General features: G+C 62.3%; 1 protein-coding gene. It reads left to right on the top strand.

Annotated elements, in window-relative coordinates; translation table 11 throughout:
• Positions 1-12: 12 nt before the first annotated feature.
• On the top strand, positions 13-1,058 hold a 1,046-nt coding region (locus AB0C19_RS33525), incomplete at its 3' end, for an amino acid adenylation domain-containing protein (protein WP_357191984.1).

Here is a 1,058-nt window from a genome sequence, read left to right as displayed (position 1 = left end):
CCGGTGTCGCGGGTGGATGTGGTGGGTGGTTTGGCGTATGTGATTTTCACGTCGGGGTCGACGGGTCGGCCTAAGGGTGTGGAGGTTTCGCATGCGGGTTTGGTGAATCATGTGGTGTGGGCGAGGGATGTGTTGGCGTCGCGGGGTGTGGGTGGGGCGCCGTTGTTCTCGTCGGTTGCTTTTGATTTGGTGGTGCCGAATTTGTGGGGTCCGTTGGTGGCGGGTCAGGCGGTTCGGTTGGTGGGTCAGGGTGTGGATGTCGCGGATCTGGGTGTGGTGTTGGCTGCGGGTGGGCCGTATTCGTTTGTGAAGTTGACGCCGGCGCATTTGGAGGTGTTGACGTCGCAGTTGTCGGTGGAGCAGGCGCAGGGTTTGGCGTCGGTTCTGGTGGTGGCTGGTGAGGCGCTGCCGGGGGTGTTGGCTGATCGGGGTCTGGATGTGTTGGGGCCTGGTCGGTTGGTGAATGAGTATGGTCCGACGGAGGCGTCGGTGGGGACGTGTGTGTTCCCGGTGGTGTCGGTGTCGGGTGGTGGTGTGGTGCCGATTGGTCGGCCGTTGCCGAATATGCGGATGTTTGTTTTGGATTCGGTGTTGGAGCCGGTTCCGGTGGGTGTTGTGGGTGAGTTGTTCGTGGGTGGTGTGGGGGTGGCTCGGGGTTATGCGGGTCGTCCTGATTTGACGGCGGAGCGGTTTGTTCCGGATCCGTTCGGCTCGGGTGGTCGGTTGTATCGCACGGGTGATGTGGTGCGGTGGTTGCCGGATGGGGATGTGGAGTTTCTGGGTCGTGTCGATGATCAGGTGAAGATTCGTGGTTATCGGGTGGAGTTGGGTGAGGTTCGGGCTGTTGTGGCCGAGCACGATGGTGTTCGGGATGTGGTGGTGTCGGTGTTCGAGCCGACGCCTGGTGATCGTCGTCTGGTGGCCTATGTGGTGGCCGCGGACGGCGGTGTGGTGGATGCTGGTGAGTTGGGTCAGTGGTGCCGGGTGCGGTTGCCGGAGTACATGGTCCCGTCCGCGTTCGTCGGTCTCGACGTCATCCCACTCAACGCCAACGGCAA

Source organism: Micromonospora sp. NPDC048842 (genome assembly GCF_040649935.1).
Lineage (GTDB): Bacteria > Actinomycetota > Actinomycetes > Mycobacteriales > Micromonosporaceae > Micromonospora > Micromonospora hortensis.
The sequence above is the reverse complement of the archived record's forward strand: the minus strand, read 5'-3'. Positions and strand labels throughout refer to the sequence as shown.